At 64.1% G+C, this 14,387-nt stretch carries 14 protein-coding genes; 8 read left to right on the top strand and 6 right to left on the bottom strand.

Annotated features, from left to right (window positions below):
- Window position 1 precedes the first annotated feature (1 nt).
- The 5 genes from pgl to ACLB0R_RS15535 are packed head-to-tail and all read right to left on the bottom strand — an operon-like array spanning window position 2 to window position 3,809.
- Window positions 2-706 (bottom strand): 6-phosphogluconolactonase, encoded by a 705-nt coding sequence (pgl, locus tag ACLB0R_RS15555; RefSeq protein WP_416644260.1) that lies wholly within the window; start codon window positions 704-706, stop codon window positions 2-4.
- Window positions 707-758: 52 nt separating this feature from the next.
- Window positions 759-2,219, bottom strand: coding sequence for a glucose-6-phosphate dehydrogenase (gene zwf, locus ACLB0R_RS15550; protein ID WP_416644259.1), 1,461 nt, complete (start codon window positions 2,217-2,219; stop codon window positions 759-761).
- A gap of 3 nt (window positions 2,220-2,222) precedes the next feature.
- On the bottom strand, window positions 2,223-3,161 hold the full coding sequence (gene argC / locus ACLB0R_RS15545; protein WP_416644258.1) for an N-acetyl-gamma-glutamyl-phosphate reductase: 939 nt from the start codon (window positions 3,159-3,161) through the stop codon (window positions 2,223-2,225).
- A complete protein-coding gene (locus ACLB0R_RS15540) occupies window positions 3,158-3,553 on the bottom strand; it encodes a hypothetical protein (protein WP_416644257.1) in 396 nt (131 codons plus the stop codon). The genes argC and ACLB0R_RS15540 overlap by 4 nt, the downstream gene beginning before the upstream one ends.
- Complete coding sequence (locus tag ACLB0R_RS15535) at window positions 3,489-3,809, bottom strand: MarR family transcriptional regulator (RefSeq protein ID WP_416644374.1); 321 nt, start codon at window positions 3,807-3,809, stop codon at window positions 3,489-3,491. The genes ACLB0R_RS15540 and ACLB0R_RS15535 overlap by 65 nt, the downstream gene beginning before the upstream one ends.
- A 235-nt stretch (window positions 3,810-4,044) precedes the next feature.
- Here ACLB0R_RS15535 and secG point away from each other — a divergent pair, with 235 nt between their 5' ends.
- Both secG and ACLB0R_RS15525 read left to right on the top strand, forming a co-directional pair.
- The gene (gene secG, locus ACLB0R_RS15530) at window positions 4,045-4,458 is read left to right on the top strand and encodes a preprotein translocase subunit SecG (RefSeq protein WP_416644256.1); all 414 of its coding nucleotides are present in this window, start codon (window positions 4,045-4,047) and stop codon (window positions 4,456-4,458) included.
- A gap of 122 nt (window positions 4,459-4,580) precedes the next feature.
- Window positions 4,581-6,215, top strand: a complete 1,635-nt coding sequence (locus ACLB0R_RS15525; protein ID WP_416644255.1) for a CTP synthase — start codon at window positions 4,581-4,583, stop codon at window positions 6,213-6,215.
- Window positions 6,216-7,020: 805 nt separating this feature from the next.
- Here the strand turns inward: ACLB0R_RS15525 and ACLB0R_RS15520 are convergent.
- Window positions 7,021-7,491 (bottom strand): Hsp20 family protein, encoded by a 471-nt coding sequence (locus ACLB0R_RS15520; RefSeq protein ID WP_416644254.1) that lies wholly within the window; start codon window positions 7,489-7,491, stop codon window positions 7,021-7,023.
- 248 nt (window positions 7,492-7,739) lie between these two features.
- Here ACLB0R_RS15520 and ACLB0R_RS15515 point away from each other — a divergent pair, with 248 nt between their 5' ends.
- From ACLB0R_RS15515 to ACLB0R_RS15490, 6 genes are all read left to right on the top strand, one after another.
- Window positions 7,740-10,211 (top strand): TonB-dependent receptor, encoded by a 2,472-nt coding sequence (locus ACLB0R_RS15515; RefSeq protein ID WP_416644253.1) that lies wholly within the window; start codon window positions 7,740-7,742, stop codon window positions 10,209-10,211.
- A gap of 481 nt (window positions 10,212-10,692) precedes the next feature.
- The gene (locus ACLB0R_RS15510) at window positions 10,693-11,943 is read left to right on the top strand and encodes a lipoprotein-releasing ABC transporter permease subunit (RefSeq protein WP_416644252.1); all 1,251 of its coding nucleotides are present in this window, start codon (window positions 10,693-10,695) and stop codon (window positions 11,941-11,943) included.
- Window positions 11,936-12,619, top strand: a complete 684-nt coding sequence (locus ACLB0R_RS15505; RefSeq protein ID WP_416644251.1) for an ABC transporter ATP-binding protein — start codon at window positions 11,936-11,938, stop codon at window positions 12,617-12,619. Before ACLB0R_RS15510 ends, ACLB0R_RS15505 begins: the two co-directional genes overlap by 8 nt.
- Window positions 12,616-13,218 carry a GNAT family N-acetyltransferase gene (locus ACLB0R_RS15500; protein WP_416644250.1) on the top strand — a complete coding sequence of 201 codons (603 nt, stop codon included), beginning with the start codon at window positions 12,616-12,618 and terminating at the stop codon, window positions 13,216-13,218. The genes ACLB0R_RS15505 and ACLB0R_RS15500 overlap by 4 nt, the downstream gene beginning before the upstream one ends.
- Window positions 13,215-13,694 (top strand): glutathione peroxidase, encoded by a 480-nt coding sequence (locus ACLB0R_RS15495; RefSeq protein ID WP_416644249.1) that lies wholly within the window; start codon window positions 13,215-13,217, stop codon window positions 13,692-13,694. Before ACLB0R_RS15500 ends, ACLB0R_RS15495 begins: the two co-directional genes overlap by 4 nt.
- On the top strand, window positions 13,694-14,356 hold the full coding sequence (locus ACLB0R_RS15490) for a TMEM175 family protein (protein WP_416644248.1): 663 nt from the start codon (window positions 13,694-13,696) through the stop codon (window positions 14,354-14,356). The genes ACLB0R_RS15495 and ACLB0R_RS15490 overlap by 1 nt, the downstream gene beginning before the upstream one ends.
- Window positions 14,357-14,387 lie beyond the last annotated feature (31 nt).

Below are 14,387 nucleotides of genomic sequence, written 5' to 3'. Positions count from 1 at the left end.
GCTACTCGCTCCAGTGGATATCGACCGGCAGCTCGACATCGGCGAGTACGCGACCAATGGGGTAGGGCGACATCGGCCCGTCCTTGATCGCGCGTTCGATCACTTGCTTCTTGGCGTCGCCGCTCGCCGCGATGATCAGCGCACGCGCCGAGACGATCGCGGCGCGAGTCAGCGTCACGCGCGCGACGGGCGCCTCGGGCGGCAGCGGATCGGGCATGACGCCGGTCGCGCGGCGATCCTTGGGGCCGTTGACCGCTTCGTCGAAATCGGGACCGGGGAAGATCGAGGCGGTATGGCCATCGGCGCCGACGCCGAGCAGGCACAGGTCGAGCGGCCAATGGACGTCCTGCAGCCGCGCATCCGCCGCGCGCCCCGCTGCCTTGTAATCCGCCGCCGCTTCGCTGGTGATCGGCACGACGCGCGCGCCCCTGGGGATGAAGATCTTGCCGATCGCGGTGACGTTGGACAGCGGATCGCCCATCGCCACCAGCCGATCGTCGGTCGGCACGATTGTCACGCGCTTCCAGTCGATCTTGGCCTTGGCAAGGCGTTCATAAATGGGCAGCGGCGTCTTGCCGCCAGCGAGCGCGATGACCGCGCCGCCGCGCGCATCGATCGCGCTGTCGATGATGAAGCCGATATCGCCCGAAACGGCGTCGGCCATTTCGTCGGCATCTTCATAGTCCCACCATTCAATTTCGGTCATCACTTGGTCTCCAGGGTGGGTCGTGTAGGGTCAACGGGTTGGTGGCGCGAGGTCACTCATCCTGCCAGGTGACCCCATCGCGCTCGGTCAAGGCGATCGCGGCGGAGGGGCCCCAGCTGCCGGCGGTATAGGGCTTGGGCCGCATGGCGTTCGCTGTCCAGCCCGCGCGGATGCGGTCGATCCACGTCCATTGCGCTTCCACCTCGTCGCGGCGGACGAACAAGGTCGGGTCGCCCTCGATCAGGTCGAGCAGCAGCCGTTCATAAGCGATGCGTCGTTGCGTGCCGGCGAATTCGGCGTCGAGGCTGAGGTCGAGCGGCACTTCGCGCAAGCGGATGCCTTCGCGATCGAGCCCCGGCTCCTTCGCCATCACCAGCAGCCGGACATATTCCTGCGGCTGCAAGCGGATGACGAGCGCATTGGGCTTCAGCCGGCCGCCACGTTCCGCAAAAATCGAGTGCGGCACGCATTTGAACTGCACGACGATCTCGGATTGTCGCGTCGGCATGCGCTTGCCGGTGCGCAGGTAAAATGGCACGCCCTGCCAGCGCCAATTATCGACATTCGCCTTGATCGCGACGAAGCTCTCGGTGTCGGAGGGTTGGCCGAGTTCGTCGAGATAGCCCTTCACCGCCGCGCCATTCACCGCACCCGCGCCATATTGACCGGTGACGGTCAGCTGCGGCGCTTCGGCTTCGGTAATCGGGCGCAGCGAGCGCAGTACCTTGACCTTCTCGTCGCGGATCGCGGTGCCGTCGAAGCTTGCCGGCGGCTCCATCGCGATCAGCGCGAGCAGCTGGAGCATGTGGTTCTGCACCATGTCGCGCAGCGCGCCCGAGCCGTCATAATAGCCCGCGCGGCCTTCGAGCCCCACGGTTTCGGAGACGGTAATCTGGATGTTGGCGATGCCCGCCGCGTTCCAGATCGGCTCGAACAGCATGTTGCCGAAACGCAGCGCCAGGATGTTCTGGACGGTTTCCTTGCCGAGATAATGGTCGATGCGGAAGGTGCGGCTTTCGGGGAAAACCTCGGCGACGGCATCGTTGATCTCACGGCTCGAGGCGAGATCGTGGCCGAGCGGTTTCTCCAGGCCAATGCGCACCTTGTCGCCAGCGAGACCGGCTGCTTCGAGCCCCTTGATCGTCGGACGGAACAGCGACGGCGCGGTCGACAGGAAAATCGCGAGGCCGCCCGAGATGTCGCCAAGCTTGACGGCGAGATCGGCAAAGCCGTCGGTCTTGGACGCATCGAGCGGCTGGTAATGCAGGCGCGTGAGGAAGCTCGCCGTCGCCTCGGCATTTTTGCGATCCGCCGGCACGAAGGTGTCGAGCGCTTTCGCCGCAAAATCGCGGAAGCTCGCATCGTCATGATCGGAGCGCGCCGTGCCGGTGATTGTCAGCCCCTCGGGCAGCAAGTCATCGGCGTGCAGGCCGTAAAGCGACGGCAGCAGCATGCGCTGCGCCAGATCGCCAGTCGCGCCGAACAAGAGCAGTTTCGCCACGGCATCGCGCATCGATCAATTCCCCCGCAGCGAAAGACCGGCCAGGGGGTCGAGCCCGGCCATGATGTTGAGATTCTGCACCGCCGCGCCCGACGCGCCCTTGCCGAGATTGTCGAGCGTCGCGATCAGCCGGGCCTGACCGTCGATCGCCGTCCCGGCAACGCGCAGGGTCATCTGGTCGGTGCCGGCATTTTCCTCGATCATCACCATCGCCGCATCGTTCGGCACCACCTCGATCAGCGGGCTATCGGCATAAGCCGCGTGGAGCGCCGCGAGCAGGTCGCCATGGAGCGGCAGCTTGGGCATTGCCGCCAGCGCCAGCGGCACTTCGACGATCATGCCGCGATACCTATTGGCGACCGAGGGCAGGAAGATCGGCGGGCGCGACAGGCTCGCATGCGCCTGCATCTCCGGCACATGCTTGTGCGCGGCGGTAAGGGCATAGGCGCGATAGGCCGTGGGCGGCGGACCAGGCTCGAACTCCGCGATCATCGCCTTGCCGCCACCCGAATAGCCCGACGCGGCGTTGACCGAGAGCGGCCAATCGGCGGGCACCAATCCGGCCCGCACCAGCGGCGCGATGAGCGCGAGGAAGCCGGTCGGGTAACAGCCGGGATTGCTGACACGGGCGGCATCCGCAATCCGCGCCAACTGCACGGGCGACAGTTCCGGGAAGCCATACGTCCAGCCATCAGCGACGCGATGCGCGGTCGACGCGTCGATCACCCGCGTCCGATCATTCCTGATCATCGCGACGGCGTCACGCGCTGCATCGTCGGGCAAGCAGAGGATGACGAAATCGGCGTCATTCAGCGCCTCGGCGCGGGCGCGCTCATCCTTGCGGCGCTGATCGTCGAGCACCGCCAGCGTGATGTCGGTGCGATCGGCGAGCCGCTGGTGGATTTCCAGCCCGGTCGTGCCGGCGGCCCCGTCAATGAAGACCGTCGGCGTCATTGCTCGTTGGATGCCGCCGGGCCGGCGATCTCCACCGCGTGGCGATCGACATAGCCGACCAGGCCCAAGCCGGGAGCAATGCCCCACACACGCCCCGAGGCGATATCCAGCGCTTCGAAAATATCGCCCGTATTCAGCGTGCCCAGCGTCTCGGCCTCCATGGCGGGCGCCGCCAACAGAGGCGCCGCGCGCGTTACCGTCATTACCAGCGGTGCGGCATAATGGGGCGCGAATACGTATTCGGCGAGGCGGATATCGGCGAGATCGGGCCGCACTGCATTGTGCTTGGGGTCGAGCGCGACCGAATGGCCGCGCAGCGCAAACTGGTTAGGACGGGGCGACCCGATGTGCGTAGGGTTCGGCTTCGCCGATGAAATGCCCGAATTCTTCAAGAAACTTCGCCCCCTCGGTCGTCCGCGTAACATAGATATTACGCCGATCGCGATCGTCACGTTCGCGGCGCAGATAGCCGAGGGCGCCAAGCCTGTTCAAGGCGCGAGTGACCACGGGCTTGGAGACGTTGAGCGCTTTGGCGAGGCCGCGCACCGTGTGGGGTCCGGTTTCGAGGTAGACCACCATCAGCAGCGCCATCTGGCGATTGGTAAGATCAGGCTCGCCCGACCGGACATAGCCGACCAACGACGTCATCCATTCCGCCAACGGCTTGCGGGTGTTGAACTGAAGCTCGATCATGACTGTTTCCCACGCTACTCGACATCGCCGCACCTATGGCGACACCGCAAGTCGTAACGATGGGCAGCGGATTTGGTTGCATTGCCGTGCCGACTGCCCAAGCGCAAATTCGCCACGGTGTTGATCCCGGGCAATGACGCGCCTATGTCGCGCGCTCATTTCCCATAAAGCAAAGTCGATCGCGCCGCCGATGCTCACATTTGTCCTTGTTGTCCAGGCCCTCGTTGCCGCCGCTCTGGTCGGTATCATCCTGATGCAGAAATCCGAAGGTGGCGGCCTTGGCACCGGCGGCAGCCCTTCGGGCCTGATGTCGGCACGCGGCGCGGCGGATTTCCTGACGCGGACGACCGCCGTGCTGGCGACTGCCTTTGTGTCGCTGTCGATCATCCTCGCGGTGCTGGCAGCGATGCGCCATTCGACCGCGATCGACACCTCGGCGGCGCGCACCGCGCCGGCGGCGCCCGTCGCGCCTGCCGCCGCGCCGCCGGTGCCGGGAAGCCTGGGCCAAAGCGGATCGGCTGCCGCGGCTGCTGCGCTTGCCGCCAACGGCGCTGCCCCTGCGCCCGCGCCGGCCGATAACGGCGCGGTGCCGCTGCAGCGTTGAGCTCAATTCCCCTCGGAACAAAGGCTTAGCCGGGCCGGCGGCCGAGCCCCACAATTTTTTTGGTTGAAAACGGATTCGGGCGCTTGTCGGGCCGGGCGTTTCGCGGCTAGGCGGATGGTCCCATGGCGCGGTTCATTTTCATTACCGGCGGCGTGGTTTCCTCGCTTGGCAAGGGTCTGATGGCGGCAAGTCTTGCGGCCCTCCTCCAGGCGCGCGGCTATCGCGTCCGCATCCGGAAGTTCGATCCCTATCTCAATGTCGATCCGGGCACGATGAGCCCGTATCAGCATGGCGAAGTCTATGTGACTGATGACGGGGCGGAGACCGACCTCGACCTTGGCCATTATGAGCGCTTCACTGGTGTTGCTTCACGCCAGTCGGACAACATCACGTCGGGCCGCATCTACAAGACGATCATCGAGCGCGAGCGGCGCGGCGATTATCTCGGCGCGACGGTGCAGGTCATCCCGCACGTGACCGATGAGATCAAGCGCTTCGCCCAAGCCGAGACCGAGGACCTCGATTTCGTGCTTTGCGAGATTGGCGGGACGGTCGGCGATATCGAATCGCTGCCCTTCATCGAGGCGATCCGCCAGCTGAGGAACGATCTGGGGCGTGGCAATTCGATCAGCATCCATGTCACGCTGGTGCCGTTCATCTCGGCGGCGGGCGAACTCAAGACCAAGCCGACCCAGCATTCGGTGCGCGAACTGGCGGCGCTGGGCGTGCAGCCCGACGTGCTCGTCTGCCGCTGCGAGCGGCCATTGCCCGAGAGCGAGCGCGCCAAGATCGCCTTGTTTTGCAACGTGCCCAAATCGGCAGTGATCCCGGCGCTCGATGCGAGCAGTATTTACGCCGTGCCGGCGCAATATCATGCCGAGGGGCTGGACGACGCCGTGCTCAATGCCTTCGGCATCACGCCCGATGGCGAGCCCGATCTCTCGCGCTGGACCGATATCGTCGATCGCCTGACCAACCCCGAAGGCGAAGTGACCGTTGGCGTGGTCGGCAAATATGTCGGCCTGCCGGATGCCTATAAGTCGCTCAACGAGGCGCTCGTCCATGGCGGCATCGCCAATCGGGTGAAGGTCAATATCGAGTGGATCGATGCCGAGCTGTTCGAACAGCCCGACAGCGACGTCGCTGCCCGGCTGGAGCCGCTCCACGCCATTCTCGTGCCCGGCGCGTTCGGTTCGCGCGGGGCGGAAGGCAAGATCGCCAGCGTCCGCTTCGCGCGCGAGCGGGAGATTCCCTATTTCGGCATCTGCTTCGGCATGCAGATGGCGTGCATCGAAGGCGCGCGTGACTTGGGCGGCGTCGCTGAAGCCAGCTCGACCGAATTCGGCCCGACGCCCGAGCCCGTCGTCGGCCTGATCACCGAATGGATGGGCAAGGAAGGCCTCGAAAAGCGCGAGGCGAACGGCGATCTGGGCGGCACGATGCGGCTGGGCGCCTATGAAGCGCGGCTCGACGGCAACAGCGTGGTGTCGTCAATCTATGGCGCGACCGAAATCTCCGAGCGCCACCGCCACCGCTATGAAGTCAACACCGGCTATCGCGACCTGCTCGAAAAGGGCGGGCTGGTGTTCAGCGGCATGTCGCCCGACGGCACGCTCCCCGAAATCGTCGAGCGGCCTGACCATCCGTGGTTCGTCGGCGTCCAGTTCCACCCGGAGCTGAAGTCGAAGCCGTTCGACCCGCACCCGCTGTTCAAGAGCTTCATCGAAGCGGCGGTGCGGCAGAGCCGGTTGGTTTAGGCGATTACTGGTTACGCTTGGGTCGAAAAAACCGGCTTAAATCGTTGACCGATCAGCCTTGCTGCTCATTTCAAGATCGCCACGTTATCCGCTTGATTTTGGCATCGTAAGTAAACCGATGATCGAAACCATGGCCTGGGCTTGTGTCAGTGTGTCCATCTACCACGCCCTCGACCTGATGTGCCGACCGCCATTTGCGACAATGCACATAATAGTGAGCGGCTGATGGCTTTTCTGCTCCCTTCGGATTCCCTGGTGATTTCTGAATAATCTTGAACAGGCTAACCCCGAGACGTCTGTAGCGGTGCGGGTGAGAACATAGCAATCGGCGCCGTTACTACCCCAGTTGTTCTGCAAGAACACGCGCTGTCCATCGGGTGACCAACTGACGCCCAAGTTGCGACTCACAGTTGCAACTTGGACATGATGACCACGGCTATCCTCGTAAAAGACGGAGGCCGCCTGACTACCATCCCGGTCTATATGCGGTCTGTAGAAGATGCGGGCACCGGAGCCGTCCGGCGACGAAAGCGAATGGATTACGCCAGGGAAGAGAACCAACCGAGCTTGGCCCGCCGCCTGCGTCTCGGCAGGTAAATGCAATGCCGAGACCGTGAAAAGCAGGCAGCACCCCAGTGCTCTGTAATTTTGCAATTTACCCATCCAGACATGCTGTCCGAACAGTGAATTTCTGGCAAGCCGATTGGCCGTCGTAACAGCCACAATTTGGGCCGATGCCGCTTCCAACAAGGGCGCCCGAAGCAGTTGCCTCGGGCGCCCAACTCTTACCTAGTTTGAAGCAGCTTTAAGCCGCCGCGCTCTCATTGCCCGACTCGATCGCCTTCAGCGGCGCGCCGGTCTTGATCGCGATGGTCTTGGGCTTCATCGCCTCGGGCACTTCGCGGACGAGGTCGACGGTCAGCAGGCCGTCGTTCAGCCGCGCGTCCTCGACCCGCACGAAATCGGCGAGCTCGAAACGGCGCTCAAAGCTGCGCGTCGCGATGCCGAGGTGAAGGAAAGCGGCGTTGTCGCCCTGGGCGTTATCCTTCTTGCCCTTGACCAGCAGCAGGTTCTGCTGCGCGGTGATCTCGATTTCGTCGCGACCGAAACCGGCGACGGCGAGCGTGATGCGGTAGCGGTCTTCCGCCACGCGCTCGAGATTGAAGGGCGGGTAATTGTCGCTCGCCGCCTGGCGAGCGCTGGCTTCCAGCAGGTCGAACAGCCGGTCGAAACCGATCGTCGAGCGGCGGAAGGGAGTCAAATCGATCTGACGCATTTTCATCTCCTCATCTGAGCAACATGAACGTCGGGATGCCCGAAAGTGCGCGACATCCCCAGTTGCGCGGCCCGTTTCGGCGCCGCACGCCGCATATTTGGGACGCTTTATCGCCGCTTCAAGGGGCGAAAATGGCAGAAATGCGTGGGGCTAAAGTCCAGCTTTAAGCCGCGAAACAACGAAGTGGCTTAAATCCTAGCCCATCAGTCGGGATTATGACCTGGATCTTACATGGGGGACTTCGTCTAATGTTGTTGACCACTGCCGCGCTGCTGCTTGCCGCGACCAATCCCGATGCGGCGGCTGCGCCCAGCGATCCCGCCGCCGAGCCGCAGCAGAGCGCCAGCGCGCCGTCAGCGAAAGATCCTGGCAATCTCGGCCAGGCACAGCAAGGCGGCGGCAACGACATCGTCGTCACGGCGCGGCGGCGCAACGAGACGATCCAGAATGTGCCGATCGCGATTTCGGTGATCGGCGGCACAGCGGTGGCGGAGACGGGCGCGTACAACGTCAACCGGCTGACCCAGCTTGTGCCCTCGCTGCAATTCTACTCGACCAACCCACGCAATTCGGCTGCCAATATCCGCGGGCTCGGCGCACCGTTCGGCCTTACCAATGTCGGTATCGAGCAGGGCGTCGGCATCTATGTCGACCAGGTCTATTACAGCCGCATCGCGTCCGCCGCGTTCGACTTCACCGATACCGACCGCATCGAAATCCTGCGCGGGCCGCAGGGCACGCTCTATGGCAAGAACACCACTGCTGGCGCGATCAACATCACGACGCGCAAACCCAGCTTCACGCCCGAAGCGCGCGTCGAGCTCAGCGGCGGCAATTATGATTTCTTCCAGGGCAAGGCCTCGGTTTCCGGCCCGCTGATCGACGACAAGCTCGCGATTCGGCTGTCGACCTCGATCACCACGCGGCGCGGCACCATCTACAACCGCGCGCTCAACCAATATCAGAACAGCCAGGACAATCAGAGCTATCGCGGCCAGCTGCTGTGGAAGCCGACCGATAATCTCGACATCACGCTCTACGGTGATTTCAATCACCAGGATCCCAAATGCTGCGTGCAATATTATGTGCGGGTGGGGACGACGCAGCGCGCGGCGGCGCGGCAATATCCCGCGCTGGCGGCGGCGCTCGGGTACACGGTGCCGTCGACCAATCCGTTCGACCGGGTGACCGATCTGGACGCAGTGCCGCACGCCAAGCAATCGATCGGTGGCGCGTCGCTGGTCGCGAATTGGGATGTGGGGCCCGCGACGATCACCTCGGTCAGCGCGTATCGCTTCTGGGACTGGGTGCCCAACAGCGACCGCGATTTCACCGGCCTGCCGATCACGACCGTGTCAGCCAACAGCTCGCAGCAATATCAGCTGAGCCAGGAGTTGCGCATCGCGTCCAACGGCACGCGGCGGTTGGATTATGTCGCGGGCGCTTTCTACTTCTTCCAGGCGGTCGATGTGCAGGGGCTGCAGGTGCAGGGATCAGCGGCGAGCCGCTATCTGCTGACCGGGGCCGATGCCAACAACCCGGCCGTGCTCAACGGGCTCACGTCGACGCTGACCAGCCACCTCGGCAACACCAGCGCGGCGTTGTTCGGCAAGCTGACCTGGCATGTCACCGACAGCCTGTCGTTCCAGCCCGGCATCCGCATCAATTATGACGAGAAGAACGCGCTTTACAACGCCGTGGTGACGACCGGGGCAGGGGCGGTGATCACCTGCACCCCGGCACCGCCGGCAAGCAATGCGGTGCTGCGCGACCAATGCTCGACGCTGCCGCCGCAAAATTACCCGGCGCATCTCAGCAAGTGGAATGTCTCGGGCGATGTCACCCTGGCCTGGGCGATTGCGCCGGAATTCCATGCCTATGCGACCTATGCGCGCAGCTACAAATCGGCGGGCGTCAACCTGTCGGGCCTGCCGCTCGATGCGACCAATCAGCCGATTTATGCCTCGGCGACGGTCAAGCCCGAGGAAGTCAATCATTATGAGGTCGGGCTGAAGACGCAGTTGCTGGGCCACCGCGCCACCGTGAATTTCGCGGCGTTCTGGACCGACATCTATGATTATCAGGCAACGGTGAACAACGGGCAGCTCGGCGTGTTGCGGGGCTATCTCGCCAATGCCGGGCAAGTGCGGACGCGCGGCATCGAGATCGATTCGGCGTTCAAGCCGACCTCGCGGCTCAATCTTTATGCCAATGGCAGCTATACCGACGCGAAATATGTCCGGTTCGTCGACGCGCCGTGCCCGCCGGAATTGTCAGGCGGCACGACGGTCGCCGCCGGGCAGACGCCGGGGCCAGCGGGTGTGCCGGGGTCGCTGAGCCCGGCGAGCTGCGATATTTCGGGCCAGGTCCTGCCCGGCGTTTCCAAATGGGCGTTTTCCTACGGCGCCGAATATGACCTGCCGGTGCGATTGTTCGGCCGGCAGGGGAGCGTCTATGCGGGCTATGACGGCAGCTATCGCTCGCGCTTCTCGTCCAACCCGTCGCCGTCGGCCTATACCTATATCAACGGCTATGCGCTCAGCAATTTCCGGTTGGGGGTGAAGACGGGCGAGCGATTCAACATCTTCGGCTGGGTCCGCAACGCCTTCAGCCAGAATTATTTCGAGGTGCTGGCGCTGCAATCGGGCAATACCGGGCTGGTGGTCGGCCAGCCGGGCGATCCGCGCACATTTGGCGTGACGGTCAGCACGGCGTTTTGAGCCTCAATCCTCCCCCATCGGGGGAGGTGGCACGCGGAGCGTGACGGAGGGGGATAAGGCCAAACAGGCGATGGAGCACCCCCTCCGTCGCCTGCGGCGCCCCTCGCCAGGGGTAGGATCGTGCAAGGCCAGAAAAGCGAAACGCCCGGACCGTTGCCGATCCGGGCGCCTGCGTGACGATTGCTCGTCAGCCCCCTTGAGAGCCTTGGTTGCCGCGCTGCTGCTTGGTCGCAGCTGCCGCGCAAGGCCTCCCCGAACCACGGCCGTTGCCTGTGTCTCAGTGGCGTGAGCGTTAGGCGCAGCAGGACGGTTTGTCACCGTTGTGGAGCATTGGCGTCCAACAATTGGCGCGGCCTGTGGCGGAATCGCCACAGTTCTGCCGTCTGATCGCCATCGTTGCCAGCGCCTATCCGCGCCCCTAAGGCGAAACGAGGCGGTTTTGCCGCCAACAACCTGATCGCGGGGGCGGACAAGGACAAGAATGCTGCTGTCGCGTTACGAACGAATGATCGCCCGGCGCTATCTGCTGCCCGGGCGCGGCGAATCCTTCATCGTGCTGGTCGCGAGCATCAGCCTTATCGCGGTCATGCTCGGCACGGCCGCGCTGGTCATCGTGATGAGCGTGATGAACGGCTTTCGCGCTGAATTGTTCGACAAGATCGTCGGGCTGAACGGCCATGCCGTCATCCAGGGCTATGGCGGCGAGCTGCCCGACTGGCGTCAGATTGTGCGCGAGGCGCGCGCGACGCCGGGCGTCGTCTCCGCCACCCCGCTGATCGAGCAGCCGCTGATGTCGAGCTTCAACGGCCGCGTCGAGGCGGTGCTGGTGCGCGGCATGCGGCTGGAGGATATTCGCGGCAACAAGGATATATCAGGCCATGTCAAATCCGGCGCGCTTGCCAATGTCACCCCGGGCAGCGGCCGCATCGCGATCGGCAGCCAGCTCGCCGAGCAGCTCGGCGCGCAAGTCGGCGACCAGATCCAGCTGATCAGCCCGCAAGGCCAGACCTCGCCGTTCGGCACCGTGCCGCGCGTCGTGAGCTACACCGTCGGCGCGATCTTCGAGATCGGCGTCTATGATTATGACAAGGCCTATGTCGTCATGCCGATCGAGGATGCGCAGCAATTGCTGCTGACCGGCGACAGCGTCGGCATGGTCGAACTGACGACGAGCAACGCCGATACGGTCGGTACGACGCTGGCCGCGCTGAAAAGCCATGTCGCCAATCGCGCGGTGCTGAGCGACTGGCGCCAGATGAACGCGCAGCTCTTTCAGGCGCTGGAGGTTGAACGCGTCGCGATGTTCACCGTGCTGTCGATCATCATCCTGGTCGCGGTGTTCAACATCCTGTCGTCGCTGATCATGCTGGTCCGCGCCAAGACGCGCGATATCGCCATCCTGCGCACGATGGGCGCGACGCGCGCGGCGCTGATGCGGGTGTTCATGACCGTCGGCACCACGATCGGTGCGCTGGGGATGGTCGCGGGGCTGATCCTCGGCTTCACCTTCCTCTATTTCCGTCAGCCGATCGTCGATGCGATCCAGTATCTGACCGGGCAAAATCTCTGGGACCCGTCGATCCGCTTCCTGACCGAGCTGCCGTCCAAACCCAACCCGGTCGAAATCGTCATCATCGCGGCGATGGCGCTGGTCTTCAGCTTCCTCGCGACGCTCTACCCGGCGTTCAAGGCGGCGGACACTGATCCGGTGCAGGTGCTAAGATATGAGTGATGCCGGCGCCCCCGTCCTCGACGTTCGCGGTCTGACGCGCAGCTTCACCCAGGGCGACGTCACGATCGAGGTGTTGCGCGGCGTCGACCTCAGCGTCGGGCCGGGCGAAATCGTCGCGCTGCTCGGGCCGTCGGGCTCGGGCAAGTCGACGCTGCTCCAGGCAGTGGGCTTGCTCGAAGGCGGCTTTGGCGGGTCGATCCGTATCGGCGGCGTCGAAGCGGCAGGGCTCGACCAGCAGGGCCGCACCGAGATGCGCCGCGACAAGCTCGGCTTCGTCTATCAATTCCACCATCTGCTCCCCGATTTCTCCGCGACCGAGAATGTCGTGCTGCCGCAACTGATCCGCGATCGGCCGCCGGCGGAAGCGCAAGCGCGCGCGGAGCGGCTGCTGACCTCGCTCGGCCTTGGCGCGCGGCTGACGCACCGGCCCAATCAGCTGTCGGGCGGCGAGCAGCAGCGCGTCGCCGTCGCGCGCGCGCTCGCCAACAAGCCGGCGCTGGTGCTGGCCGACGAGCCGACCGGCAATCTCGATGAGGGCACGGCAAACGTCGTGCTGCAGGAGTTTCTGCGGCTGGTGCGCGAGGAAGGATCGGCAGCGCTGATCGCGACGCACAATGAACGGCTCGCGGCGCAGATGGACCGGGTGCTGCGGCTCCACGAGGGGAAGCTGGGGTGAACCCCTGGCGCGATCAGCCGATACTGGTCGGGCGGCATGTCACGCTGCGCCCGCTTGTCGCGGAGGACCGCGAGGCGCTGATCGCCGCTGCCACTGACGGCGCGCTCACCGAGCTGTTCTTCACCAACGTGTCCGGGCTCAACGATCCCAACGCCTTCCTGGCCACGGCGCTGCGCGAACGTGACTATGGCCGAGCGATGCCTTTCGCCGTTTGCCTGCCGGACGGAAAGCTCGTCGGCCTCACGCGCTACATGCGGATGAGCGAGACGCACAAGCGGCTCGAAATCGGCGGCACTTTCTACGCGCGCTCGGTCCAGCGCACCGGCATCAATACCGAAGCGAAGAAGCTGCTGCTCACCCATGCCTTCGACGTGCTGGGTTGCAACGTCGTGCAGATCCGCACCGACTGGTTCAACCGCCGCAGCCAGGCCGCGATCGAGCGGCTCGGCGCCAAGCGCGACGGCGTGCTGCGCAACCACCAGATCATGGATGGACGCGTGCGCGATCTTGTCGTTTATTCGATCATCATGAGCGAATGGCCGGGGGTGAAACGCAACCTCGATTATCTGCTCAGCCGGCATGAAGGGGATGGGGCATGACCGCGATTACCGATTTCGAGGTGAAGGCGCCGGGCGGGGCGACGGCATCGCTCGCCGATTATGCGGGCAAGGTGCTGCTGATCGTCAACACCGCGTCCAAATGCGGTTTCACCCCGCAATATGCGGGGCTGGAGGCCCTGCACCGCAAATATGCCGACCGGGGTTTCGAGGTGCTGGCTTTCCCGTGCAATCAGTTCGGCGCGCAGGAGCCAGGGGATGCGGCGGAAATCGCGCAATTCTGCACGGTCAATTACGATGTCACTTTCCCGGTCTTCGCCAAGGTGGAAGTCAACGGCCCCGATGCCGACCCGCTGTTCGTCACGCTCAAGAAAGCCGCGCCGGGGCTGATGGGCACGCAAGCGATCAAGTGGAATTTCACCAAGTTCCTGGTCGATCGTAGCGGCAAGGTGCTCCGCCGCTATGCCCCCAATGTGACGCCGGCCAGCCTGGAGAAGGACATCGAGGAACTGCTCTGATGTCGGAGATTGAATCGCTGGCCGGGGCAGAACCGCTCGATCAGCATCTCCAGCGCCATCGCACCGATCGGATCATCATGTTGTCCGACGGTATCTTCGCCATCGTGACGACGCTAGCGGCGCTCGAAATTCACTTGCCGACCGACGCGGTCTCGCTGGCGGCCTTGCTCGACGAAAGCCGGCAAAGCCTGATCGCCTACGTCCTCAGCTTCCTGTTCACTGCGGTATTCTGGATCAACAATCGCGAGCTCTACGCGCGCGTTGCCCGCACCGACAAAATTCTCACGACGTTGACGCTCGCGACGCTGTGCTTGATCGCGATCGTGCCTGCTGCTGTCCACGTCATTTACATCAAGGGTGGGCTTGAGGTCGGGTTCCGCTTTTACGCCGGGGTGATGATGGCGTGCGGCATCGCCAACTCGGCATCCTGGATCTACTGGGCGGCGCGGCCGGGCGTTGCGCGCGCGGGGATCAGCGCGATGGAGCGCTGGGGCCGCGCGACACCGACCCTGTTCATGCCGTTGCTGTTCGCCATCATGATCATCAGCGACTTCAACAACCTGCTGCCCGTCGTGCTGAGCGCGTCCGCCGTGATGATCGTGCTGCGCCGGCTGGTATTGCCGCGGCTTTGGTCGCGCAAAGCTGTGGATAGTCCGGCCTGATCAATTGCCGGCTGGCGCACGCATCGCCATA

Origin of the sequence: Sphingomonas sp. GlSt437 (assembly GCF_048015635.2) — a bacterium.
GTDB lineage: Bacteria > Pseudomonadota > Alphaproteobacteria > Sphingomonadales > Sphingomonadaceae > Sphingomonas.
The sequence above is the reverse complement of the archived record's forward strand: the minus strand, read 5'-3'. Positions and strand labels throughout refer to the sequence as shown.